Source organism: Enterococcus sp. DIV0187, from assembly GCF_051713785.1.
Taxonomy (GTDB): domain Bacteria; phylum Bacillota; class Bacilli; order Lactobacillales; family Enterococcaceae; genus Enterococcus_A; species Enterococcus_A avium.
On the sequence record NZ_JBIOQO010000001.1, the window covers coordinates 1,902,604 to 1,926,743 of the forward strand.

Consider the following 24,140-nt stretch of genomic DNA (forward strand, 5'->3'; position numbering starts at 1 on the left):
TTTGAGTTATTTGCTGTAGATTTTACTTTTTCAATACGAGGGGAACAACTGATTGTTCGGATTTTGAGCAGAACGTCATTACTATTTTATCTGAGAGACCAATGAAATCGTGCCATTTCCCCACTCCGCCGGAATCACAGCCTCACTCTTTCCCCAATTATCATGAATCTTGTAAAATCTTTGTCCAGCTGAATTCTCCATAAAGCCATGAACGACGACCCAATGATTTTTATAACTGCTGCCCAGCAGCTGCAAAAGACCGATCATGACCGGCTCTCCAGCTAAGATTCGTTTAGTCACCCGCTGCCAAGAACCCGCGACGGTGCCTCTTGCTCGATAAGGAATCCGATAACGTCGAAAGAAACGATTCAAGCCAAGTGAAATCTGTAGCGGAACTGTGGGAAAATCAATCGGTTGTAATAAAGGTTGTAGCGCATGAACGAGTTCTTCGTTCTGAGGACTGTTCTTTTCTCGTATTCCATTTGGCAAGCAGTCTGCATCCAGCTGATCCTGCCAATAAGCCAGCAATACACTACTGGCATAGGTGCCGCACAAAAATCCTTGCGGTGTCTTCCAGTCACGATAAATCTCAAAGCTCTCTAACTCGATCCACTGATTGATTGGATAATTCATTTTTTTCACCGCCAAATCATTTTCTTTTGTGTATCTTCTCAAGATATATCATAATGGATTATAACGGAAAGAACTAGAAAAAAGATGGAGGACACTATTTTGGACAAAACAAAAATCAAAGAAGATTTATATGAAGCAGTCAATGGTGAATGGATTAAAAAAGCGACAATCCCCGCAGACAAACCGGCAACGGGCGGTTTTCAGGATCTTGTGGATGGCATCGATGATCTATTAATCACTGATACAAAGAAAATGAGCGAGAATCCTTCCTTGATTCCAAATGATTTAATGAAGGAATACATCGCTTATTTCAATCTAGCCAATGATTATCAAAAACGCGATCAGGACGGTGCGGTACCTATGCTTCCCCTACTTCGACAAGTAGAAGCGTTAAAAGATTTGAATGACTTAGCAGAGCAATTAACTAACTGGGTTCTTGATGGACTGCCTTTACCCTTTGGCGTAGATGTAGACGCTGATATGAAGAATACAAAGATCAATGCTTTATTTGCTGGTGCGCCTAGCTTGATCCTACCAGATAAAACCTATTACGAAGCAGATCATCCGCAAGCGCCGCAGCTTTTGGCAATCTTTAAGGAAATGACGCTGAAGTTATTCGACTTGGCTGGTTATAATGCTGCTGCAGCCGAAAAAATCACGGACGAAGCTCTTCAATACGATAAATTATTGGCGCCTCACGTAAAAAGTGCTGAAGAAAATGCCGACTACAGCAAAATGTATAACCCTGAAAGCGGCGAAAAATTTATCCAGCATAGCCAACACCTTGATTTGAAAAACTTATTAATCGGCTTAATCGGCGAAGTTCCAGAAAAGATTATTGTGACCGAGCCGGCATTTTTCGAAAAACTTGATGAGTTAGTCAATCCAAAAACCTTCCAGCAAATGAAAAGCTGGATGCTGGTCATGACTCTTAATGCATTAACCGCCTATCTCAGCGAAGAATTTCGTCAAGTCGGTGGCATATACAGTCGTGCGCTTTCTGGTGCGCCCGAAGCTCGTCCACAGGAAAAAGCCGCCTTCTATCTAGCATCAGGTCGTTTTGATCAAATTATTGGCGATTATTATGGAAAGAAATACTTCGGTGAACAAGCCAAGAGAGATGTTGAACAAATGGTCCAACGCATGGTAGGCATTTATCAAGATCGCTTGAGCAGCAACACCTGGCTCAGTGAAGCAACTCGTGAGAAGGCTATCATCAAATTGAATACTCTAGGGATTCATGTAGGTTATCCAGAAAAAATTCCAGCAATTTATAACCAATTCAAAGTAACGACAGCAGAAGAAGGCGGAACACTGTTAAGTAATGCCTTGCATTTCAGTCATTTGAAACGTAAAGAGGATTTCAAAAAATGGAACCAGCCAGTCGAACGTGATGAATGGGAAATGAGCGCAGATACGGTCAATGCTTATTATCATCCATTCCGCAATATCATCGTCTTCCCAGCTGCGATTTTGCAGGCGCCATTTTACAGCTTGAAACAATCCAGCAGTGAGAACTTTGGCGGTATCGGAGCTGTGATCGCTCATGAAATCTCTCATGCCTTTGATAACAATGGTTCACTCTTTGATGAGTATGGAAATCTAAACAATTGGTGGACCGAAGAAGATCAAAAACATTTCCAAGCGTTAGCGGATCAAATGATTGCTGAGTTCGACGGTCTAGAAATCGCTGGCGGAAAGGTCAACGGTAAGCTGACAGTCTCAGAAAACATCGCTGATGCAGGTGGTCTAAGCTGTGCTTTAGAAGCCGCAAAGAAAGACAATAATGTGGATCTTGAAGGCTTCTTCATCAACTGGGCAACGATTTGGCGGATGAAGGCTCGGCAGGAATATACCCAATTACTCCTATCAATTGATGTCCATGCGCCAAACAAATTACGGGCCAATGTCCAAGTGAAAAATCTGGCGGACTTCTATCAAACCTTCGACATCCAGCCTAACGATGCGATGTACTTGGCTCCTGAAAAACGAGTTAGTATTTGGTAAAACAATTTTTTTGCAACAAACGAAAAGGCAGCAGGAAGCTACGACAAAACTTTTGTCACAGCTTCCTGCTGCCTTTATTTTCTTTGTACATACTATTTAATCAAGCTTTTTCTTAATTCCTGTCCCCTCTTCTTTCTCTTCGAATGATTGATAATCTCTTGGCTAACGATCGATTCACATTCAGTCTCAACGATGTCTCGAAAGCGGCGAACCCCGTTCTTTTGAAAAATCGTTAATCTCGTTAAAATTTCCATCAATGTAAAAAGTTCCTCGCACGACTTACAGATGTCCGCATTTTTACTAAAGGTCAGCTTGTGCTTCTTGCCATTGTCATCTTCAAAAACTGCTTTGAAGGAAAAATAAAAATCCTCCTTTTCCTCAAATGCCTTCTCACGGGATTTTTCAGACCAACTTTTTATCGCATAGGCCAATACTTCGTCAAATTTATCAAATGTAGGAGTTGAGGCAACACGAAAATACTTCATATCCGGCCGAACCAAACGCGTCATCTCTGAAAATTCCGCTCGACTCTTAAATAAACGACTTCGTACAATCTCCCATTCCTCGTATTCAAAGTAATCGTAAAAATATAGACAAAACTCACGCATTCTTTCACTTGGCCCGCAGGTTAAAAAAATCTGGCGAATCAAATCCTTACACATGAGGGAATAATCCTCCATCATCATCGCATTGCGCACCAGAAGCGCCATTCCATACTCAATCACCACATCTGCATTTTGCGTTTCTTCGTAGTACTGACAAATTCTCGTTTCTAAAGATTCTCTTTTCATTTGAAACAATTGTCGTTCCTGTAACGGCTGCACGTTCATTCCCCTTTCTGTTTACAAAATACTACAATTTTTCGATCTCATGACGCATACGTTGAAGAAAAGCCGCATCGTCAGCTTCATCCACATAGTAAGTAGTCTTTCTTGTACCGCGGCATTCAGGAAATACCACTTCAGCAAACTTGCGAATACCATTTTCTTCAAAGATTGTCAGCTTTGTCAATATTTCTAACAGCACCAAGAGTTTCTTTCTCGGTATACTGATATCTGCATTTTGAAATTTTAGCTTGTGTTTTTTACCATGTTCGTCTCTGAAAACCGTATGGTACTCATAACCATATCGCTCCTTCTCAGGACGATTTTTTTCATCGTCAACCCAGTAGTTCTCATAAAGCCAATCCCGTTTTTTATTTGTAGGGGCAGATGCTGCTCGAACATACTTCGTTTCAGGTCTAATCCTTCGTGTCCTCTCGGAGAATTCGGCGCGACTTTTGAACAATCGATCCCGCACATTTTCCCACTCATTATAATCAAAGAAATCATAAAAATATAGACAAAACTCACGCATTTTATCTGTTGGTTCTTTTGTTAAGAAAATTTCCTGGATTAAATCTTTGCAGACAAAGGAATAATTGGTCATCGTAATCGCATTAAAAACTAAAATCGCCATACCATATTCGATCACTGATTCTGAATCTTGTGTCTTAGAATAGTATTGCTGGATTCTTTTTTCAAGATTCACACGCTTCATTCTAAACAACTGACGTTCATTTAAAGCTTTCACTGCCATTCTCTTCTCTCACTTTCGCTTAGAATTTTTTACTCTATAATGATACCTCTAAATGAAGCAGAATTTTACCCAAGATTATTTATAAAAAAAAAGATCTAGAATTCTTTTCCCGATGAAATGAAAAGATTGTTTCCTTCTCAAATCTGTGCTAGTATTTTTGCGGGGACTTCCCCAAATAAATCAGAGTAGAAAATAAAGCGTTAAGTGCTGGAGGGATGGGATGTTGTCCTCTGGACGAAAGACTTTGTCTGCGGTTTTATTTTCGCATTCGCTGCATGCAGATGTAGCAGCTCTATAAGGAGATGCTAGAAATGAAAAAACACCTTGATGCTAGAAGCATCACAACTATGGCACTACTGATTGCCATGATGGTCACCCTGTCTCGAATATTAGGAATCGAGACGCAATTTCTTAAGGTCAGCTTTACCTTCATCCCAGAGATTATTATGGGAATGCTCTTTGGTCCATTTTGGACAGGCATTGGTTCTGTAATCGCTGATTTTGTAGGAATGTCGCTATTTGCAAAAGCACCCTTTTTCATCGGTTTTACCATCAACGCCTTTCTTGAAGGAGCCATCTATGGATACTTTTTCTACAAGAAAGAGATTACTTGGAAAAACTCGATTCAGTCAGTGCTGGTAACAACGATCGTGATTAACCTGATATTAACACCTTTATGGTTAGCCATGATGTATCATGTCCCATTGAATAGCTGGTTAATCTGGGCACCACGCTTAATCAAAACAGCAATTTGGATTCCTATTCAAGCGGTTATTACCTATTTCTTAGGTGGCGTATTACCCTATAAACAATGGATTGCTCGATTCAATCGTGCACACTAATTCTTTACAAATGATTACGTTTATGTGAAAGTAGTTATACAATTCACAGCATATAATCCTTTAGAGACTGTCTTATCCCATAGACAGTCTCTATTTTTGTGTTATATTTCCCAAGCATAAAAATCGTAAAACGTTATATAAAGCGCTATGATGAGAAAAATTTAATAAGAAAGCTGGGAGAAAAATGAAAAAATCTGACGTTTTAATTGTCCCTAAAGACCGCTCACTGTACTTTTTCCCCGCCATCTCTGAGATGAGTGTTTGCTCGGGGAAAGAGTTACTTGCAGCAAATAACGAATATTTACGCCAATACTTGAAAGACTTTCAACTAATTATATTTTTAGATTACGGTTTTGAACCAAAAATGGCCGCCAAGATTCGTCCTTTCACAAAAGCTAAGATTGTTCTATTTTTCTGGAATCACTTCAAATTGGAGCATTATCGCAAATTGAATGCCTCACAAAAAGAACCTGCGATCAATGAAATTTATCATTTCGATCCATTAGAGGCACGAGATCTAGGCTTGAAGCATAATAGTTCCTTTTACACTCAGTCTGTTGGCGAGCCGCTTAATGAAACGGATTATGATATCTTTTTTGGTGCCAATGATAATGGCCGAAAGCAGCAAGCAATGGAGCTTAAGAATCGCTTCGAATCACTAGGCCTTTCTACCTTCTATCATATTCTGCCTAATCGCGGTAATGAACAAGCCGGTTACCTACCCTATAGTGAGTATCTAAAATTGGTCAAGCGTAGTAACGGTATTCTGGAAATCCTACGTGCTGGACAATATGGGGTCACTCTTCGAACCTTTGAATCACTTTTCCTACAAAAGAAGCTAATTACCGCCAATGAGATGTTGCCTTTTTACCGACTTTACGATCCGAGAAATGTCTTTATGCTGGAAACAGATCTTAGCCAATTGACCGCTTTCTTGAATATTCCCTACCAGCCTGCCGATCAAGTACTACTTGATTTCTTTGAAGCAAAAAATTGGGTCAAACGCTTTGTAGATTACGATCCGAAGCTATTTGAAGAGTTCGAGTATTATCCCGAGCTGATGAGACATGCCAGTGCCTTGTAATTCTCAGTTTCCCAAGTCAAACGCCCTGTCACTTAATTAATTGACGGGGCGTTTGCTTGTGTAATTTTCTATAGTGTTTTTGATAGTTAACAGCGAAAACATTAAATCCTACTAAACTTTCCTTACTCCCCAGAATCCTGTTTAAAAGTCATCCTCACTTTCTAAGTTTCTTTCTATTCATCTAGAAAAAAAGAGCCTGGCCCCCTCTAAATAAGGGACCAAACTCTCTTCCTATTGTTCATTCACAATTTATATCATCGATTACTTTTACAATACTTCCAAGATCGAACGCAGCTCATCAACAGATACCTGTCCCGGAGCAGAAGCTTTTTTTGCTGCACCAAACGTTGCTGCTGAGCCAAACGTTGCGCCAGATACGCGACTGACAACACCTAAGCTGCCCATAGACATGGTAATTAGCGGACGGTCAGCATGTTTATGATACATTTCCTGTGTCGCATCCAGCAGGGTGATCACATCGGCAGTTGTTTGCGGCATCACTGCGATCTTACAGATATCTGCACCCAGCTCCTGCATTTTGCATAGACGCTCAATTATTACTTCTTTTGCTGGTGTCTTATCGAAGTCATGGTTGCACATAATGATTTTTTTATTTTTTTCATGAGCTAGTTCAATTGTTTGGCCTACACCTACCGCTGGCATGAATAATTCCACATCCAATAGGTCAAAGCTGCCTTCATTTAATAATACACGATACATCTCAAAATACTTCTCATCCGAAAGAGCCAGCTCACCGCCCTCTTGCTTTGTTCTAAATGTTACTAATAACGGCTTATTCAAAATTTTCTTAACCTGCTTTGAAAATTGAGCCGCAGCGGAAAAATCCAAGATGTCCTCATAGAAATCAATCCGCCACTCAACGATATCGCAATCGACCGTCGCAACAAATTCTGCTTCCTGAATGATTTCTTCTTTTGTTCTACCTACTAGAGGTACAATGATTTTCGGTTTTCCTTCACCTAATGTGACCGTATCAATCGTTACAGTTTTCATTCACATCTCTCCTAATCTCAACATTCATTCTATCCTACTGATAAACAGCCGTTACGGTCTGCTGTTGCAACAACGTTTGTTTTGTTCTCTTATCCTCCAGAAGTTCAATCGTCTTTAAGATATCTCTGGCTTCTCGAGTTCCTTCGATGATTCTTCGTGCGACCTTACTATCTCCTATGTTTACTAATGGAATATCCTCTGCTAGTGCATACGCCTGTAATTCTGGCAGCAACGGTGCATCAGCACGCATTCCAAGACAGATAAAGCCTAAATCAAAATTCAAATTTATCATACAACCGTTCTCATCTTCAACCAGAAAGTCAGACTTGTTAACCTGTGTTAGTTTTGTAGAAGTATAAACATTTACCTTATACTTTTCAACAATTTCCATCATTGCCAGCTTCGTGATCAGATCCAGATCTTTTCCTAATTCCCGTTGCATTTCAACGATACTGACCTTCGCGGCACCGCGTTCTGCATAATATTCCACAACATCCAGTCCAACTGCCCCGCCACCAATCACGACAATTTCCTTACCCTTGAATTCTTGAAAATTATCCATTCCATTCAGGAGATCAAAAATTGAAAACACTTTGCGATCCGCTTTTGCCAGCTCTTCATGTAAGCCATTGATTGGAGGTAGCAATGGTTTTGCTCCAGTGGCGTTAACAATAATATCCGGCTTAATAGATTCCAGAGCCGCTGGATTGAATGGTCGATTCTTGTGAATTTTCAGATTCGGCAATTCTTGACAACGATTGATTTGATAGCTGATAAAATCATTGATTCTTTTTTTATCCGGTAAGCGAGAAATCTCCTGCCCCAGTCCGCCTAAGTAATCCTTTGCTTCAAACAGCTCAACCGTAACACCAACTTCGGCTGCCGTTGCAGCAGCTTCCAATCCTGCTGTTCCGCCGCCAATCACTACCATTTTAGTTGGATTTTTTACTGGCCGCAGCTTGTATTGATCCTCATAATGTAAATCTGGATTTACCGTACAGCGAATAGGTCGTGCTTTGGCGATACGATGGTCGGCACAGCCGATATTACAGGATATACACTTTCTTAGTAATCCTTCCTTACCTGAAGCCACCTTATTGACCCAATTTGGTTCTGCAATCAATCCACGGCCCATCGCCAATAGATCAGCTTCCCCATTTTCAAGAATTGCTGTTGCTTGTTTCGGGTCACGAATATTTCCTGAAGTCATGACCACCTTCTCTGGATAACGCTCTTTGACTTCCTTCGCCATAAAGCTCCGCCAACCGTCTGCCAGATTCATCTTATCAATTTGGTATTGCAGGCTGTCATTCAAAGCCGCTGACACATTCAAGATATCAACTTTATCCACAAAATAATCCAAAATTTCCAAGGTATCCTGAACAGAATTGCCTCCCGGTAGCAGTTCATCCGCACTGAAACGCAAAGCAATCGGAAATTGCGGTCCGACACGTTTACGCACCGCATCCAGAACCAAACAAGTCAGCCGGGCACGATTTTCAGGAGAACCGCCAAACTCATCCGTACGCTTATTGTAAATCGGCGATAGGAATTGACTGAGCAGATAGGAATGCCCTGCATGGATTTCAACACAGTCAAAGCCTGAACGCTGTGCACGATCTGCCGCTTCAGCATACTTGTCGATAATGGCATAAATTTCTTCTGTAGTCAGTGGACGCGGCACTGGATTGCCCTTTTTACTGGGAACATCCGAAGCCGAAACTGGCTGATTTCCTTCCAATCGCAGTCCATAAGCAGAAGCACCAGCATGATTAAGCTGTACAGAAGTCGCCGCGCCATAAGCATGCATCCGTTCATTAAAGTTCCACAAGCCAGAAATATACTGGTCGTTGTCCATCCGCAGCTGCCGGGCGCCATTCGTGCCCATCGGATAATCGATGCAGGCATTTTCTAGGATAATCAGTCCGACGCCACCCTTAGCTCGTTGTTCATAATACGCTAAATGAGGAATACAGAAGGTCCCATCCATATTCGCAAAATTTGTGCCCATCGGCGGCATCACGACTCTGTTTTTCACTGTCATCCGCTTGATTGTCAGCGGCTCAAAAATTTTTTTATATTTCTCGTTCATACGATCTCTCCTTCACTCTCTTTCTATTCCAAACCTGCAACTGACTTCTCCATAACAGAGCGAAATTCTTCTATCGCTAACAAGCTCTCACGTGTATCCTCCACGTCCCACGAATAATCCCAATAATTCGGCAGAAAGGGAAGCTGCATTCGTTCCTTAACAAAGGCATGAGCCGCTATTTCTCGTGTCTGTCGCACTGCTGCCGTTCTTTTAAAGCCTAAAAACTGCATCGTTTCGACTCGTTCCAATTGCTCTGTCGTAGATCGAGTCTGTTCTTCTAACAGATGAAACAACTCATGCAGCAAAACTGCTTCCTCTAGCTGCGCCAACATTATGTTATGGTCACGAGCTATCTGCCTCAATGGCTGCTGATACATTCGAATGGTCTTCTTGTTTTTAGCAAGCTCCAAGGTCCCGCGAACTGTCTCTGTCTTGCCAGTTATTTCCTTTATTACCATGACACCTAAACGGTCGCACAGTTCGCTTGAATCTACAAAATCAACTGTCACAGCCAGCTGCTTACCATATGCAAGCGCACCATCAATATAGTAGCGGATCTTTTCTGTAGGGATTTTATGAAAAAAGGTATCCTTACGCAATTCCAGGTATGCTAAAAACCGATCATCTGTTTTCAGCTTTATGGCATCAATACTGCTGATTACATGCAATGATCAACAACTCCTCGTCTGTCTGATTACTCGCCATGTCCAAATCCACCAGCATCATCAGCTGTGAAAAATCCTGTGTCGCAAAATCCATCAATCTAGCACCGGCACAAATATAAAAATCCGGTCGAACGATCAAGTCTGATTTATAATTCGCCATATCCTCCCATAAGGTGCGTAAGGCTTCTAGGTAATTTTGAATAGACGTCTTGATGATTTGAGCATTCCCACGCTGCACCTTAATAAAGCCTTTATTGTCGATCACCCGGATAGCATTTCCAGTGGCTTCCTTTTTCCCAAAAATATAAAAATGTCTATTTTCCGCTAATAACTCGACACTTTCCTCTGTTCTTCTAAAATCATTTTCAGCAATGTCGCACGCTTCCTCAAGGGTACACTGCTTCGATAGATCACAGGTCTGTACCTCGGTAGATCCGGTTGCCATCGCAGTGACCTTCTGTGTTTGAGAATCAATATTGATATGCACCTCAACAGTTTCCTTAACGGCACCACTTTCGATGGCCTTATTCAACGCTTCGTTGCGAATTTGTTGAATCTCCTGTTTAGATGGATTAGGGATAATTCGTTCAACCACGTCCTGTACCATCGAGAGCGCAACGCCAATCGATGAGATCACCTCTGCATTTTCAGGGATGCTGTAGTTCAGTTCCATCTTTTCCGCACAGTAGCTTAATAAAGAGGAGGCACCGCCGCCAACACCCACTAACGACAATTGTTCCTTCTCCAGTTTGTACTTACGAGCAAGTCCCATGATTACTGGTTCGATTTTCTCAAAAGCCTTTTCGAGAATAGCCGTAGCAGTCTCCTCAATACTCAAGTTTAAATACTCAGCTAATGGAGCCATCGCCTTGCGAGCTGCTGTTACATTTCCGTAAGAAAAATGCTCCTTTTTCACTAAACCAAGTACATTTGCCGCACAGGTATTTGTCAATGTTACGCGCTTGCCATTTCTCAGTCGAATCGCCACATAATCAGCGGAATCTCCTGTCCTCGGTGCAAAGAATTCTAGCTGCGGATCAATAATTTCTTCCTCTGGAGTAAACACGGCATAGTCCATCCCTCCGATATGAGCACTGCGTGGGCCCACGTCAATCAGCTTATGCTGTCCAGCACGAACCATACTGCCTCCAGCAACGCCCAACACTCGCACATCCAGCGAACTGATGTAGGTACTACGTCCATTAATCTGAGAATAATCAATCACTGGACGACCATCCTTGATCACACCGATATTGGTCGAAGTTCCACCAACTTCAAAGTAAATCCCGTTCGAGGCTCTCAAATAAATCAAGGCTCCCATCACACTCGCGGCGGGCCCAGAAAGCATGGTCAATACTGGCCGCTTCTTCATTTCCTTGACATCCATCACACCGCCGTCACCTCGCATGATCATCAAAGGAACATCAACGCCTGTCCCCTTCACGCCTGTTTCGGTAGAATCAGCTGTTTCCAACATTTTCGGTAAAATAGATCCATTGATGACCGCTGTCCGCGTCCTGCGAGATAATCCATAAAGCTTGGTGATTTCCGAAGCCATCGTGGCCTTCAACCCTTTTGCATGCAAGACATCATTGATCTGCCGCTCTGAAGCCAAATCATCAACACCAAATGCGCCGCTCGTGACAAACACCTGACACCCTTCTGCACAAAGCTCATCAATTGCCTGAACAATCCGTTCCTCACTAAGCTTCTTTTTATGAATGAAACGGCTGCTGATTTGAATCTCACGCCCAGTTCCCAATTCCAAACGGTTCAAGCTGGTCTGACGTTTTGTCAAAAAGGCTTCAAAGCTGCCTCCAGCTGTCGCAATAACTCCCACCTTCGCCACATCACCTTCCAAAAGTGCATTGGTCGCCTGTGTGGTACTGTGTGCGACAAAAACAACCTCATCTGCTGAAATATCATGTTCTTCTAAACATTTTAGAAAAGAAGCAACGACGCCCTCCGCAACCCCTGCTTGCGCAGCATGTGTCGTTTTTACAGAAGATTTTCCGATGATTTGTTTTGTTTGATTATCGATTGCCACTGCCTTGGTATGTGTACCACCAACGTCGATGCCTACTCGAATTTTTCTTTTCTCCATCTGTCATCCTCACCTTCTTAGCCGAACCAGAAATAGGTCAGCAGCTCCAATACGATACAAATAATGATTCCCGGAATAAAAGCCATTTTCATGTAGCTTTTACTTTCGATCTGAGCATACCCCAGCCCCCATGAAACCCATGAGGTAGTGATATCGAAATGTCCCATACCGATCAGGATCGATATAAATAGCGGATAAAGAAATTCAACCGACCAGTCGGCGTTTTGCTGACTGACGACAGCAAGGATCGCTGCCCCGCTGCCAACTAGATTCATCGGTCCACGAAACCAAGTAAACGGTGATAGGAAAATAAACAGTAGACACAGTAACAATGTCGATTGAGGAATGACTCCACCAAGCATTGCTTGAAAATAAGGACCAGCAAAGGATGCAGCCGCATTGAACATGGCAAGACATAACCAGAAACCCACCAGCGAAGCTGTATCCTTGACCGCATCCGCATATTGCTTTGTCAACATCCGACTGATCGAACGAAAATCAGCGCCCAGCTCCTGGCAAACAACTAAAGCAAATAAGCCGCTAAGAATAAAGCACAGGATCATCGGCAATCTTAAAAGAATCACCCCAATCACTGGCAAAAATGGTGTAACTAACGCTAAATTCGGCGCGTTTTTAACTGTTGGAGCTGCTGCTGTCGCTTCCCAGTTAAAGAACTTCGCTTCCCGTTTCATATAGATCAGTGAAAATATTGCTATGATCACCAGCATGACAGCAAATGCTGTAATTCCAAACGGAAAATAATCTGAGTATGTATAGTCAGCCTCCCCCGTGTTAAAAAAAGCCCGATATTGTGTGAAATTGATTGGATTCAGGAAAATTCCCGCAGCAACTGAGCCTGTATAAGAAAACAAGGCGATACCCTTTGGTATACCAATAGAAAATAATATTGGCAGCACCACAACAGCGATAGATATAACAGGACCGGCACCTGTCAGAGAAGTAAAAATGATTCCAGTGATTAAGCTTACCAAAATAAGAATAAGTGCAGAATTATCTCCTCCAAGCTCGACGGATTTTCGGATGATCGTCGAGGCAATCTCAGTATCCAAAAGTACTCGGCCAAACCAAGCCCCAAAAAAGATATTAACTAAGACACCACCCCAACTCTCCGGTGCTCGTTGATAGACCGCCTGCAGCATATCGACAGCAACTGAAACACTGCTTCCTGTTGCCAGTTGATTGATGATTGGAACAATCGTCCATAACGTCGCCATCAAAATAAAGCCGATCATTAAATTGTGTCCTTTAATCGAATACACAACCAACCCGACAAATGACAGCACTAAAATCAATCCACTTATAAAAGACATCATTCTCCCCCTTACTCCTAAAAGCCTGAATCACTTACCAGACCCTTTACTCAGTCACTTCTTGAACTGACTGGAATCGGCACAAAATAATCAGTTATTTTGCCCCAATTCCTCGTCAGCCACTTATTTATTTGAATACATCGTAATCGATCGATCAGAAATCGACTCTGCGGCCTTCTTCTGCTGACAAATACGCTGCATAGATTACTTTAATCGTATCATAAGCTAGATCCAGACCAGACAACGGCTCGCGATTTTCTGCAACCGCATCAACAAAATCTTGGAACTGGTTCAAATAACCTCTTAAGGTTTCTTCTGAAACAAAGACCTTGTTCCAGCCAAGCTTCTCCTGCAGCTGTTCCGAGATATAGACATCCTCTAAGCCATCCTCATCAAGGAAATAGGTAGATAAGTTGTCCGCAGGTGTAATCGTATTAACTAAGGCGCTATCATTCGTGTACACTTCCACGTAGTTTTTCACGCCGCCCAGTGTATTGTCGTTAGAAATAGAAATTGCTTTCGTTCCGTCAGTAAACGTGATAATGATCGTCGCGAAATCTTCTGTATCGACTGACTTCGCTGGGAAATAGCGTTTATCATGTTCATTTAAATTTGGTGCTAACCTTGCCGTTTCAGCTGTTACACTTTGAATCCCAATTTCTTCCCCACGTGCTCTCGCTTCCCGTTCTTTTAAGAACAGCATGCCGCCGATTGGATGACTGCCTAGACGAATCAGGGAACCGCCACCTGCTAATGACCAGTGAGCAGAAGCTGGAGAAGTGGATGAACGAATGCTTTCTTCCCCCTTCATATACATGATCTTGCTTTTCTTCGCTTCAATGATTTCAGCTGAGCGTAAAATATTTGGTGAGTACACATAATTCTCCGCATACATGAACAACACATCTGAGGCTTCAAATTTTGTCCGACATTCATCGATATCCTTTAGAAGACTTTCGTACATTTTAGCTTTTGGAACAGTTAAACCAATCGGCTCTTCCTCGTCCTCTTCACCGAAATAACCAGTCAATGGTTTTTCACAAATGACATGCTTTCCAGCCTCCAACGCTTGATAGGCAAGCTCTAAATGAGTCACTGGCGGTGTGATAATATCGATCACATCAATTTCCGGATCTTCAAGGATTTCTTCATAGGTTTTAGCGACCTGTTCAATAATGTCCCATTTTTTACATAACGCAACTGCTTTTTCTTCAACCACGTCATAAACATATTTGATTTTGAAGTCCACACCACTCACTCTTGTGTAGGCATTTGTATGGAAATTTCCCGCAAATCCTGCGCCGATAATCGCTGCTCTTACTTTTTTCATCTATTCATTCTCCTCAACTCGAATTATTTACTTGCTTCTGCTAAATTAGTGATTTCCTTCATACTGATAAAAGCTTCTGGACCAAAAACTTTTTTATATCTGACAAATACGATTAGCGCTAGAAAAAAGGCTAACCCAGATACCGCCGCGTTATAAACCATCGTATTCATCGTATTCGTATTAGCCAGCCAGCCGGTAATAACAGGTGCTGAAAATACGGCAATCGAATTCAGACTATAGACCATGCCGGTGATCTTCCCTTTGCTTCCTGGGAAAAGCTCAGCCATTGTGGTCAATCCTAATTGCAACATGCCGCTGGTAAAGCCGGTCACCATCACGGTGATAAAACACAAGAGCGGTGATGGAGCAATCGTTAACGCGATCAAACAAACCATCGTGATCAATGGATAGATCAAACAGATAACGATCGGGCGAACACGATCTCTTACTAGATAGCCCGTAACGAAGACACCAATCACGACACCCAAGCTGAAATAAGTCAACATTTTAGATGCGGCAGCAACACTCATTCCCGCATATTCCTCAGCCACTTTCGCCATCCAGACCTGCACGACTGTAAAAATCGTCGTCGAGGTGAAGCCCATTAAAATAAGGCAGACTCCCTCGATTGCCATCTTCGGTTTTTCATAAAAAGTTCGTTTGACTTCTTTTTCTGCTGCACCAGATTGGGTAGACAATGCAGGAAAGCCACGAGTAAACATAAAGACAATATTCAAAACAAGATAGCCAATCACAATATAAAAGGACAGGCTGTAATTCAGATTTTTTTGAATAATAAAACTAAATATGAACGGTATGATAAACTGCCCGGCTGCCGAAAAGAACTTGATTGCTAGATTCGCTGTTCCTGCTGATGTCGGAAAAATTTCCATCAGCGCAGGATAGGTCCCTGCATCAATGAAGGAGTTACACATCCCTGCCAACACCGCAAAGAACAATGCGATCGGCACATTCGGACTGAGCAAAATCCCCATAAAGTAAACGATAAAACCCACCATACCAATGAGAATGAACGGCTTTCGTCCAAACTTATCAGAAAGCACTCCTGAGATAAATAAAACAATAAATTTCCCGATACCGATACCGGAAACAACTAAACCAAAGCCAGTTCTATCCGTTCCAAACTGCTCCATCAAGGCATCCATATTCATTGAAAGAATAATGACACTTACGCCGATCACTATATAGTTCAAATACATGCAGACAGCAGTCAAAAAATACTTATTCTTCATTTTCTACCTCCAATATTGTGTTAGTTTTCACAATAAGATATAAAATTAATCGTTTACATAACAAAACTGTCAGTAATAGTTATGGATAAAAAAGCGCTTTTCTTTCCAAAACCACTATAAAACGAATCCATGATAGAAACAATCTCAATTCTCCGCATTATTCATAACAAAAAAGTTATATATCAATCTGTGAAAAATGATACAATTATAAAAAGAAATCTTGGAGGGGAACCGATTGAATATCAAAAATCTAGAAGCCTTCTGTCGTTTGGCAGAGTTAGAGCATTATGGAAAAACAGCTGATGAACTAGGGATCGCTCAACCGACGCTTAGTCGTACGATTAAACGTATAGAAGAAGAGCTTGGAGTTGTCCTATTCAGACATCATGGACGGAACATCCATTTAACCAAAATCGGGAAAATTTACTATGAAAGTGTCCAACAGGGGCTCGAAAAAATTGCTGCCGGGACGAAATCTGTTCGCGATTTAGTCGATCCGTACTCAGGAAGTATTGATCTAGGCTTCATCTTTACCCTAGGTCCAGAGATTATTCCACAGCTGCTGCAGCAATTCCGCAGTGATAGCCATCGCAGGAATTTCAAGTTTAAATTCTGGCAGGGAAATAGTCCAAGGCTGATCGAAAATGTAAAGAATGAGACCTGTGATTTTGCCTTATGCTCCTTTTTGAAGGACGAGCCTGAAATCGAGTTTATCCACATATTAGATCAGCCGTTGGTAGCTATCGTTGCTAATAGTAATCCTCTTGCGTCAAAAGAAACTGTTTCACTAAAGGAACTATCAGAATACTCCATGATCTTATCCCTAGATAAAACCTATTACATGGAAAAGCTCTTTGAAAAGCAGCAGTTGCCCCTGAAAATCTCCTGCCGCGTAGAAGAGGATCAGGCATTGGCCGGACTCGTTTCCATCGATATCGGGGTGGCCATTTTACCCTTTAATAATTTACTAGAATTTCATGATGTCAAAGTTTTACAATTGGAGGAGTCGCAATCCCGCTGTGTCTATCTCGCGAAAAAGAAAGATGCATTGCTGACCTCAGCTGCATTAGAATTTGAGCGGTTTCTAACAAATAAAGAATTCCAAGAAAAGCTTCTGCCAGAGCCTAAATAATAGGAAAAACAGCCGATCCACGAAAGGGGTCGGCTGTTCTATGGCATTACTTTTCGGTACTCACTCTATCTATGAGTCCCTACACAAAACATAATTATGTCTTTAAATACTTCTTTTTTGCTGTTTAATAAAAAATCGTGAAAGTATTATTTCTACTTTTTCAACTTTGTTATATATTCTACATGCAAAGAATAATTCTAACGTTTTTGAGGAGGAGTATTATGGATAATTTTGAGTATCTGGATGACAAACAGTGGTCACCGTTATGGGAACGTTACTTGGCAAATGCATTGGCTTTTGATCCTTCACTGGCTCATGAAATAAACTGTATTATACCAATTCCCCAAAAAACAGGTGTCCTGATTTTTACAGATGATCATATCTATTTTAGTAAAGTCAGCGCAATAGCAACACTTCACCGTTTTTCTTTAAAACATTCTTTTCCCGAATATCGAGTACTTTCGCTTTGTTTAAAAGAAACAGGCTGCTTTGGAAAATACAAATTTCCTTGGGTCTGCCCTTACTTTTGCTTGTTCCCATTAGAGGGAAAAGACCAAACGACCTGGATTAATCCCTATAAAATCTCTTCTATTTTCAAACGTCAGGGACAGCACTACGCAGAAATGACTAACGGACTTCATCTGATCCTTCCTGTCCAACGAAGACGAGTTATTTCTAGAGCAGAGCTTGCTTGTCTTATTTTAGCTACTATGCGCCGTGGCTTTTTTCACTTTGTCATTCCTGGATATATGCCACTAGATTATTTGTACTTTCCCAATACTGCATTTGCGGACACTCTTCGTGCTCAATCAAAATTAAAGAAGTTTCGAACCGCTTTAGGTGAGCTTAACCATCTTTATAACAGAACTTATTCTCTTTATCACTGTGAAGAGCTGATTGATGATCCTCGAGATATCGATGGGATTGACTGGCTGTGAGTTGATATTAAAAAACATGCTGATGACTAGAATGGACATCAGCATGTTTTTTCAGTCTTTCTAACCACGTCTTTTTATTTGATGAGACTAAATATTAAACATTCGAGTCTAAGGTAACACTAGATAGCCTATTCCGTCTCTGACTTCCACTTTCTCAGCGTCTCAATATCTATGCCGCTTGTCTCTGATATCTTTCAATGAGAGAGAGGTTTGCATTAAGTTTAGAATCGCATTCGTTTCTCTTCCCGATACCTTTTTCGCTCTTCTTCTCGTCCGATTTTCTTTCCCTTTGCTATGCCTTCATCCCTAGCGTACTCCAACTCTGCTTCTGCTATTGCTTTGGCTTTATCGATTTTCATGATCATTTCCTTTTCCTTCTCTTCCAATGTTAAGAAGTCTGTCTTCTTTTTTCGCTTCTTTGATATAGTCAGGGCGTCAGTCTCCCGAATTCTAAGTCTAATAAATCTTTGACGAACGCTTTTAGAATATGCTGGGAATCCTCCGTAGTTAATAATTTTTTGAATAATAGATCGTTGGTTGGTAAATACACTTGCATCTCTTTTCCTGCCTTTCAAACAGCAGGTTTTCTCGCCTACATTATCGCATGGCAAAACAACCGCTATCAAAGTCCTCTTACTCTAAAATACGCAGAAAAATGGAAAGTATTTACTTCAAATCAGCGATCTCTTTTTAGTAAAACTCTTTATTGTAAACCAAATAGAAATCGATTTCAAATCGCAATTTGACACTTCCCCCCCTCAATTTGACCTGTTTTGGGCAAAAATAGGGGGTTTTTACCTCGAAATGAGTCAAATTGAGGGGGGTAGCGGTTATTTTGCGATTCGCATATTTTCGAAAAATTGATTATCTTTTAGTCACCGGCCGGAACAAAAATCATTTATCGAAATGGAGGAAGAAAAATGATCCAAAAAATTGGCAACAAATTACAAGTTCAAATTGATGCAGGCGAAGACAAACCAAAGAAAATGACTTTTCAAAACGTAATCGATGAACCCACCGAGGAAGACGTTCTTGAACTGGGAAATATCTTAACAGAGCTTTCACCTGAAGGCAGCAATCTAGATGGCGTGATCCTAACAAGTCAATCACGTTATACCAAATAATAGAAGGAGGAAAAAATATGGTAAAAATCGTCGCAGTTTTTAAAAACAGTCTAGGAAAGAGTCATACCTGGAGCTTCTTGAATCCAGATCAAAAAAAGACAGACGCAGAGGTCAAAAGCTTGCTGCAACGTCTGACTAACGTAAAATTATTTCACAAAGATGGCGCGGTTCTCTTCGACTCGGTCGAAAGCGCGAAATATGTCGAAACAACTGAGAAAGTTATTTTCTAAGTAATAGGAATTTGAGAAGTGCGGTAGCGCTGCCGCCCTTCTCTATTAAAAGGAGGAAAAAATATGAATGAGCAGCTTTTGTCGCATCAGCAGATCTTTTCACTTAAACCGCAAACGTTAGAAAAACGTATCATGGAATATTACCAAGAAACACAAAACAGTAGTTTAACGATCAAATATATCTTAGCTTTACGCGTGAGATGCCAGTTAGGTGCGCAGGAGTTTGCTCACATTTTGCAGGATCTTGTTCGCTATCTTTTTATGAATACCAAGGCCACACGTACTATGAAGCGGTTCTTCTATTATTTTCAGGATTACTTCATGGATTCTGAGTGGAAACGATTACGCTTAAAAGTCTTTCCATTAAGAAACTTTGGCGAGAAAGTCCAATCAATTGTTCGATCACTCATTTCAACTGTCAGACCAGAAGAAACTACAGAGTCATGATAACCACCTACGCAAATAAAAAATAAAAGAAAGGAAACGAAAAAGATGAAACAGGATTTAGTAGTAACATTTGGAAAAAGCAACGGCAAAGAACACAACTGGACCTATAAAGGGTTAAACCCTAACCTGTCAACGCCAGAAATCAAAGAAGCTTGCGAACTATTAACGACACTAGATATTTTTGAACAAGATGGCGTAAAACTATTTGATTCAGTGGTTACAGCAAAAGTCTTAACTCATAGAGAACGTCTAATCTTTGATCCAGAAAATGATTGCGCGCCTGACGAGCCACAGTCCAACGAACCAAATTGTGCAGAGGAACGCTATTTTGAAGTCAGCGATACATCAGAAAAAACAAAAGAAAACCTTCCATTCAATGTAATGAATTCTCGGACACCTTTTATTGCGTCTATCTCGAATTTAGCATTAGATCAACCACGTGGGCGTCATTATGAACAATTGACGCAGGTTCAACCGCTAGAAACTACAGAAGTCTCAATAAAAGTAAAAAAGGATGCACTTCCACCATCAAATAAACATCATCAGGTGGAAACTATTGATAACGGCGGTCAAAAACAGGAGTCTGATACAAATCGTATCTCCAAAGCGGAAAATCCTAACACAAAAAAAGATAAAGGACTGTTTCAGCGTATCTTCGGAAGAAGGGGTAAAAACAAAGAAGACCCTGCCAGCAATCAACGAGAATAAGCTTTTTCACAACTAAATCCTGTTAATCATGCGTAGGAAGAACTAGCATCCCCTACGATCACGATCCTAGGGGTGTATTTGAAGAAAGAGCAGGTATTTTAAATGAAACTTATCGTATTTTCAGCTGGAGGAACCCTTCTCGATTATCTATTCGGAGGAAGCGTCCCAATCATTGGTATCTTTTTGTCTATGACTGGTTTGGACCTTCTAACGGGATATGGCAAAGCACTGAAAAGTCATACATGGGCATCCTCCATTAATCTTTATGGCCTATTTACCAAATTCATCACCTTTTCAACGATTATTTGTGCCGCTGCATTAGATAAGATCGCACCGATTGTCGGTATTACCTTACCCGTCAATGTGGCACTGATCTGGACGGTTTTATTGATCATCTATGAAATCGGCTCCATCTTGGAAAATGCCCATGACTTTGGTCTGAAGATCACTTGGCTCCAAAAGTGGCTGCAGATTTTTGAAAGCAAAGTCGATGACTATCCTGATAAAGATGATCAGGAAAATAATGTTCAATAAGGAGGCGGACTTATTGCCTAACACTGAAACAGCTTTGCAATACGGGCTGGCATTACGTGGAAAGATTTGCTATTCCATGTCATACAGACTTGGTGAACGTTCGATGGATTGCTCTAGCTTTGTATTCCGTTCGCTGATTGCTGCTGGCTTTCTTCCGAAAAATGCTTTCATCGGCAACACGGAGACACTCTTTGGATTAAATGGAACTTTACTGAAGGAAATTAATCGCAATGATGTTCGTCGCGGCGATTTATGGGTTGCAGGTCATGAAGGAGCGTCACTAGGATCAGCGGGACACACTGGCTGGTTCTTGAAAGATATCTATGGAGACGCCTTGCACTGTACGTATTCCAAAGGCTGTCAAAACATTGCAGTGACGAAAGCGATCGGCTGGATGGGTGATTATTCAGGCTTGCCTGTACGCTATTTTCGGGTGAAAAATACCAGTGTCAGCGGTCCAGGTGAAAATAGCAGTCAGCAGCGAATCTTATCAATCGATGGTTCTTGGGGACCAGCGACTACTAGACGCCTACAGGAAATGTTGAATTGTTCAATTAAAGATGGGATCATCAGCGGTCAGATTGTAAACCGTGCCAATCAATTCATTCCTTCTGTTCGGTTTGGTTACGGCGGATCAAATGTGATCCGTGCACTCCAGATCTTATTACGTGTGTCGTCAGATGGAAATTTTGGCCCTATCACCTGTCTTGCCTTACAGCAAAGGATGGGGACAATTGCAGATGGTATAATCAGCCCAGAATCTGATTGTGTAAAGGTTCTGCAAGATCGATTGAATAAAGGAACGCTATGACGAAATGTATTCTGAATGATGACACCGTAATTTTTGATCGTGGAGTTGATAATTAATAGAAATGAGGGGATAAAATGATCCAAACTAAAATCTTATCTGCGCCAAAATACAACTCATTTTTTGAACGGCAGGCAATCGAACGATTACTCCATTTAAATCATTATTTTCCTACAAAAAGCCATTACCCCATCCGACGACTTCGAATCAAGGAAAAACATGTCGTACCAAGTAATTATCAGGATGGGCAATGGCACCTTTGTCCTGGTTGTAAACACGCATTCCTTGAAGAACTGGGGGATTATATCTACAGCTATCATCCCAGCAACTTGAATCTTGCAAACAACTTCATCAGGTTTGATCGAAAAAAGTGGGAGAACGCAGTTTATTGCTGCTCGAAGGAATGTTTAACCAAAGTAGTCGTGAGATTTGCTCTCGCCAGTGTAACGGATCAGGGAAAGAAGTTTATCCATATGAGGCGAATCCGTATGGATATAAAAGAAGTTATTGAGAACTTTCATTGATTCAGACAGATCATTACAAAACACTCAAGATGGAAGGACCGCTGTATCGCAGGTAATCCATTTTGAGTGTTTTTTTGTTAACCCTTCACTTACAATACTCACAAAACAACTCTGCCATATATTCTTCATCCTCTTTGAAGTCACTTAAAACCCACTCTACTAACATGTTAAAGAAACCACCACATAAGAATTTGATTGTATATTTTTCTTTTTCGGGAGAATAAAATTTATCACAGACGAATTCTTTGCATATCTCTTCTAAAAATGAATTACTTTTATCAAGCAGCAAATAAGACAAATTGGAGTCTATCAAGTTCATCATAAGCGTCTTTTCTGTTTTAAAACTAGAAAAGAACATTAAAACGATGTCATAGGTATTGTTTAATCCGATATCAGATACTTTCTTTTCATACTTCGCAAAAAAAGTATCTAAATAATCCGTTATAACATCTTCCAATACCTCGTAATTCCTATAAAAGGCCATTCTAGAGACGCCCGCTTTTGTCGTTACCTCTGTAATTGAGATTTTATGAAACTCTTTTGTCTTCATTAAAAGCATCAGTGCAATGAAGATGCTTTCTTTTGTGATTGCATTTCTATAACTATTCAGCTTGTTTGCCATTACAATATCCCCCAATCTGTAACGTTTCATGCTTTTGCCCTTGAAGCATCTTATTTAGATTACTATACTGCAATCACCAAGACGTTTCAATCGTAACGTCAAAAGGAAGGGAAATGATAAGTATGAATGAAAATAGAAATAGTAAAAAAGATGGACAGAAAAAGAACTGGCCTCTCAGGTTGGTAAAAATGTTATTATTACTGGTACCGGAGGATTGGGTTATGAAGCAGCAATATCTTTGGCAGGCGCAGGGGCGAACGTCATCATCGCCGGACGCAATGCCAATAAAGGAGCGAAAGCCGTTCAATCAATCAAAAACGAGTATCCTCATGCAACAATTAACTTTCAAAAACTAGATCTGGCTGATTTAGCCTCAATAGAAAATTTCGGGAAAATTATACAATCAACATTTGAAAAATTAGATATTCTAATCAATAATGCAGATGTTATAGCAACACCTGAGCGGAGGGTAACAAAGGATAACTTTGAACTACAGCTTGGAACAAATTATCTAGGTCATTTTGCATTAACTGCTCAGCTTCTTCCTCTTCTTCGCAAAACACCCAATGCTCGTGTCGTAACGGTTAGCAGCATGGCTCATCGTTCAGGAGAAATTCATTTTGATGATTTGCAATTAGAACAGAACTACGATCCAAATGTCGCTTATTCGCAATCAAAATTGGCTTGTTTAATGTTTGCTTTAGAGCTTCATAAGCGTAGCATTGCTTCAAATTGGGGAATTTCCAGCATCGGTGTTCATCCTGGTGGCGTTGCAACAGATTTAATGGATAATGGTCCTGGCAAAAATCTCTATACGAGGTTAATTTATCATACACTGCAAACACCTAGTCAAGGAGCCCGCGCCTCTTTACTTGCAGCGACATCCCCAGAAGTAAAAAGTGGTGACTTTTATGGCCCAACAAGAATGATGGAAATATATGGCTATCCTAAGTTAGTCAAACCTGCAAAACAGGCATTAGATGCAGAGGTCTCATCGCAGCTATGGGATCTGTCATGTGACTTAATTCATGTTGATTTTAAATAAAGTAGGCGATTACTAATTTACTTAGAAAATTCGAAAAATGTAATAGCCAATCGAACGAACTGCTAGCAAGTAAGGTTCGTTCGATTGGCTATTTC

Annotated in this window: 25 protein-coding genes and 1 riboswitch; of the genes, 13 read left to right on the forward strand and 12 right to left on the reverse strand. The window is 41.0% G+C overall.

The annotated features are described in order from the left end of the window. Nucleotides 1–81 precede the first annotated feature (81 nt). Complete coding sequence (locus IGI52_RS09295; RefSeq protein WP_127979509.1) at nt 82–633, reverse strand: hypothetical protein; 552 nt, start codon at nt 631–633, stop codon at nt 82–84. Between the two features lie 99 nt (nt 634–732). On the opposite strand from IGI52_RS09295, the gene IGI52_RS09300 reads away from it, so the two are divergent. Further along, nucleotides 733–2,640, forward strand: a complete 1,908-nt coding sequence (locus IGI52_RS09300) for a M13 family metallopeptidase (RefSeq protein WP_438781129.1) — start codon at nt 733–735, stop codon at nt 2,638–2,640. A 92-nt stretch (nt 2,641–2,732) separates the two neighbouring features. On the opposite strand, the gene IGI52_RS09305 is transcribed toward IGI52_RS09300, so the two are convergent. Together IGI52_RS09305 and IGI52_RS09310 are read right to left on the reverse strand one after the other, a co-directional pair. Beyond that, a complete protein-coding gene (locus tag IGI52_RS09305; RefSeq protein ID WP_438781130.1) occupies nt 2,733–3,470 on the reverse strand; it encodes a hypothetical protein in 738 nt (245 codons plus the stop codon). Nucleotides 3,471–3,492: 22 nt separating this feature from the next. Next, a complete protein-coding gene (locus tag IGI52_RS09310; protein WP_438781131.1) occupies nt 3,493–4,218 on the reverse strand; it encodes a hypothetical protein in 726 nt (241 codons plus the stop codon). Between the two features lie 179 nt (nt 4,219–4,397). Further along, nucleotides 4,398–4,494: riboswitch (THF riboswitch) on the forward strand. 35 nt (nt 4,495–4,529) lie between these two features. Here IGI52_RS09310 and IGI52_RS09315 point away from each other — a divergent pair. After that, the gene (locus tag IGI52_RS09315; RefSeq protein ID WP_016181398.1) at nt 4,530–5,060 is read left to right on the forward strand and encodes a folate family ECF transporter S component; all 531 of its coding nucleotides are present in this window, start codon (nt 4,530–4,532) and stop codon (nt 5,058–5,060) included. A 184-nt stretch (nt 5,061–5,244) separates the two neighbouring features. Continuing rightward, a complete protein-coding gene (locus IGI52_RS09320) occupies nt 5,245–6,144 on the forward strand; it encodes an oligosaccharide biosynthesis protein Alg14 (protein WP_438781133.1) in 900 nt (299 codons plus the stop codon). Between the two features lie 267 nt (nt 6,145–6,411). Here the strand turns inward: IGI52_RS09320 and aroD are convergent, their stop codons facing one another. The 7 genes from aroD to IGI52_RS09355 form a co-directional block, all read right to left on the reverse strand. Continuing rightward, a complete protein-coding gene (gene aroD, locus IGI52_RS09325; RefSeq protein WP_438781135.1) occupies nt 6,412–7,158 on the reverse strand; it encodes a type I 3-dehydroquinate dehydratase in 747 nt (248 codons plus the stop codon). 34 nt (nt 7,159–7,192) lie between these two features. Further along, nucleotides 7,193–9,250 (reverse strand): FAD-dependent oxidoreductase, encoded by a 2,058-nt coding sequence (locus IGI52_RS09330; RefSeq protein WP_438781136.1) that lies wholly within the window; start codon nt 9,248–9,250, stop codon nt 7,193–7,195. A gap of 23 nt (nt 9,251–9,273) precedes the next feature. After that, a complete protein-coding gene (locus tag IGI52_RS09335) occupies nt 9,274–9,918 on the reverse strand; it encodes a hypothetical protein (RefSeq protein ID WP_438781137.1) in 645 nt (214 codons plus the stop codon). Next, complete coding sequence (locus IGI52_RS09340; protein ID WP_438781139.1) at nt 9,896–12,019, reverse strand: hydantoinase/oxoprolinase family protein; 2,124 nt, start codon at nt 12,017–12,019, stop codon at nt 9,896–9,898. The genes IGI52_RS09335 and IGI52_RS09340 overlap by 23 nt, the downstream gene beginning before the upstream one ends. 17 nt (nt 12,020–12,036) lie before the next feature. Then, nucleotides 12,037–13,350, reverse strand: coding sequence for a citrate transporter (locus IGI52_RS09345; RefSeq protein WP_438781141.1), 1,314 nt, complete (start codon nt 13,348–13,350; stop codon nt 12,037–12,039). A 154-nt stretch (nt 13,351–13,504) separates the two neighbouring features. Continuing rightward, the gene (locus IGI52_RS09350; protein WP_438781143.1) at nt 13,505–14,680 is read right to left on the reverse strand and encodes a Gfo/Idh/MocA family protein; all 1,176 of its coding nucleotides are present in this window, start codon (nt 14,678–14,680) and stop codon (nt 13,505–13,507) included. Nucleotides 14,681–14,703: 23 nt separating this feature from the next. After that, complete coding sequence (locus IGI52_RS09355) at nt 14,704–15,933, reverse strand: MFS transporter (RefSeq protein WP_438781144.1); 1,230 nt, start codon at nt 15,931–15,933, stop codon at nt 14,704–14,706. Between the two features lie 235 nt (nt 15,934–16,168). Here IGI52_RS09355 and IGI52_RS09360 point away from each other — a divergent pair, with 235 nt between their 5' ends. Beyond that, complete coding sequence (locus IGI52_RS09360; RefSeq protein ID WP_016181389.1) at nt 16,169–17,065, forward strand: LysR family transcriptional regulator; 897 nt, start codon at nt 16,169–16,171, stop codon at nt 17,063–17,065. A 221-nt stretch (nt 17,066–17,286) separates the two neighbouring features. Beyond that, entirely contained in the window at nt 17,287–18,003 is a 717-nt protein-coding gene (locus IGI52_RS09365; RefSeq protein WP_016181388.1) for a hypothetical protein, read from the forward strand. A 221-nt stretch (nt 18,004–18,224) separates the two neighbouring features. Here the strand turns inward: IGI52_RS09365 and IGI52_RS09370 are convergent, their stop codons facing one another. After that, a complete protein-coding gene (locus IGI52_RS09370) occupies nt 18,225–18,368 on the reverse strand; it encodes a hypothetical protein (RefSeq protein WP_438781146.1) in 144 nt (47 codons plus the stop codon). A gap of 555 nt (nt 18,369–18,923) precedes the next feature. On the opposite strand from IGI52_RS09370, the gene IGI52_RS09375 reads away from it, so the two are divergent. The 7 genes from IGI52_RS09375 to IGI52_RS09405 all read left to right on the forward strand — a co-directional run bounded on the left by IGI52_RS09375 (nt 18,924) and on the right by IGI52_RS09405 (nt 22,378). Further along, nucleotides 18,924–19,127, forward strand: coding sequence for a hypothetical protein (locus tag IGI52_RS09375; protein ID WP_016181385.1), 204 nt, complete (start codon nt 18,924–18,926; stop codon nt 19,125–19,127). A gap of 17 nt (nt 19,128–19,144) precedes the next feature. Beyond that, the gene (locus IGI52_RS09380; protein ID WP_438781147.1) at nt 19,145–19,357 is read left to right on the forward strand and encodes a DUF2922 domain-containing protein; all 213 of its coding nucleotides are present in this window, start codon (nt 19,145–19,147) and stop codon (nt 19,355–19,357) included. Nucleotides 19,358–19,420: 63 nt separating this feature from the next. Next, on the forward strand, nt 19,421–19,804 hold the full coding sequence (locus IGI52_RS09385; RefSeq protein ID WP_438781148.1) for a hypothetical protein: 384 nt from the start codon (nt 19,421–19,423) through the stop codon (nt 19,802–19,804). A 45-nt stretch (nt 19,805–19,849) separates the two neighbouring features. After that, complete coding sequence (locus IGI52_RS09390) at nt 19,850–20,512, forward strand: hypothetical protein (protein WP_438781149.1); 663 nt, start codon at nt 19,850–19,852, stop codon at nt 20,510–20,512. Nucleotides 20,513–20,614: 102 nt separating this feature from the next. Beyond that, nucleotides 20,615–21,046 (forward strand): phage holin family protein, encoded by a 432-nt coding sequence (locus tag IGI52_RS09395; RefSeq protein WP_016181381.1) that lies wholly within the window; start codon nt 20,615–20,617, stop codon nt 21,044–21,046. Nucleotides 21,047–21,059: 13 nt separating this feature from the next. Further along, a complete protein-coding gene (locus tag IGI52_RS09400; RefSeq protein ID WP_396002680.1) occupies nt 21,060–21,857 on the forward strand; it encodes a peptidoglycan amidohydrolase family protein in 798 nt (265 codons plus the stop codon). Nucleotides 21,858–21,931: 74 nt separating this feature from the next. Then, complete coding sequence (locus IGI52_RS09405) at nt 21,932–22,378, forward strand: hypothetical protein (protein WP_102871629.1); 447 nt, start codon at nt 21,932–21,934, stop codon at nt 22,376–22,378. 85 nt (nt 22,379–22,463) lie between these two features. On the opposite strand, the gene IGI52_RS09410 is transcribed toward IGI52_RS09405, so the two are convergent. After that, the gene (locus tag IGI52_RS09410) at nt 22,464–23,000 is read right to left on the reverse strand and encodes a TetR/AcrR family transcriptional regulator (protein ID WP_240668030.1); all 537 of its coding nucleotides are present in this window, start codon (nt 22,998–23,000) and stop codon (nt 22,464–22,466) included. Between the two features lie 196 nt (nt 23,001–23,196). Here IGI52_RS09410 and IGI52_RS09415 point away from each other — a divergent pair, with 196 nt between their 5' ends. Next, the gene (locus tag IGI52_RS09415) at nt 23,197–24,045 is read left to right on the forward strand and encodes an oxidoreductase (RefSeq protein ID WP_438782243.1); all 849 of its coding nucleotides are present in this window, start codon (nt 23,197–23,199) and stop codon (nt 24,043–24,045) included. Nucleotides 24,046–24,140 lie beyond the last annotated feature (95 nt).